Annotated in this window: 1 pseudogene; it reads right to left on the bottom strand. The window is 61.2% G+C overall.

What is annotated here, in order from left to right:
• Window positions 1-1,372 (bottom strand): annotated as a pseudogene (locus KJQ96_RS38440) (IS1182 family transposase); the annotation flags it as partial.
• Window positions 1,373-1,450: the final 78 nt, after the last annotated feature.

Below are 1,450 nucleotides of genomic sequence, written 5' to 3'. Positions count from 1 at the left end.
GCCAGGACCGAGAGAGCCATCTCGGCGGCTACTTTTGGAAGCGTTTTGGTGAGGAAGTGTGTCGCCCCCATGCGGGCCTCATTGTGCCGAACGGATGCTCGACCGTCTCGCGACGCTGGCGCATGGCGAGCGGGTTCGCATCAAGGCGCTGCTGCACGGCATCGAGCAGGTGCTCATGCTCCCATCGTGGAATCCGCCGCTCTGGCCCTGTCGTGCACTGGGACTTGAGCGCACAATTCTGACAGGCTGTGGTCCAGTAGCGCCTTATCCGCTTGCCATCTTCCTCGCTAGTGAAGCGATATGGCAGTTGCTCTCCAGCCGGACAGCGATAGGCGTCCTCCTCCGGCAAATAGACAAAGTCCTGCTTGCCCAAGCGGCCATCCGATTTGGCGCCCGACGTCTGCGGCTTGGGCAGAGTTACTGTGATGCCGGCCTCGTGGCAGGCGAGGATCTCCGCGCTGCTGAAGTAGCCGCGATCGGCAACAGCCTCGAGCGTCTCGGTCTGTAGAACAGCCTTCGCCTGCTTGGCCACATTGGCCAATTGAGCCCGATCTGAACCGCTGTTCGTTACCTCATGCGTCACAATCAGGTGGTGCTTGGTGTCCACGGCGACCTGCACGTTGTAGCCGACGACGCCGGAACCGCGGCCGCTCGTCGCCATCGAACGGCTGTCGGGATCGGTCAGCGAGATTTGCTGGTCAGGTGACGCAAGCATCTGCCTCTCGTAAACGGCAAGCTTGCCCATCTCCTCCTTCAGTTTTGTGAGCTTCTCGGTAAGTCTTGTCACCTTCGCGGCCAGCGCCTCCGTCGGCTCGTGCCGGTCGGCCGTGTCAAGTTGGCTCAGATAGCGCGCGACGCTCTCCTCCAGTTGGGCCCGCCGCCGTTCCACCTTCGCCCGTGTGAAGTTCTTGTCCCGGTTATTCACGGCTTTGAACTTGCTGCCATCGATGGCAACGCTCTCCGTCGCGAGAAGACCCATCTCACGACAGAGTTCGACGAAGCGCGCACATACCTTGCGAAGCGCCAGGTCATTGTCTTTGCGGAAGTCCGCGATCGTTTTGTGATCAGGCGCGAGCCGACCCAGCAGCCACATGACCTCGACATTGCGTCCGGCTTCTCGTTCGAGCCGCCGGCTCGACTGAACCCGGTTCAGATAGCCGTAAATGTAAAGCTTCAGGAGAACCGAGGGGTGGTACGACGGCCGGCCGGTTGCCTCGGGATCGACCCCGCCGAACCCAAGCTCGGCCAGATCGAGGCCGTCGACCAGGACGTCGATGACGCGAACTGGATTGTCCTCGCCGATCCAGTCTTCCACGCATTCAGGAAACAGCGTGCTCTGCCCACGATCCGCACCCTCAATGAAGCGCTTCATCCAAGCCCCCCGCAAATCGTGCGGGAATCATATCGCGCGAATCACATCAAGCGCAGCGTTTTCACACAGCCAGGGTCA

The sequence above is a fragment of the Bradyrhizobium sp. sGM-13 genome (assembly GCF_018398875.1).
Taxonomy (GTDB): Bacteria; Pseudomonadota; Alphaproteobacteria; order Rhizobiales; family Xanthobacteraceae; genus Bradyrhizobium.
The sequence above is the reverse complement of the archived record's forward strand: the minus strand, read 5'-3'. Positions and strand labels throughout refer to the sequence as shown.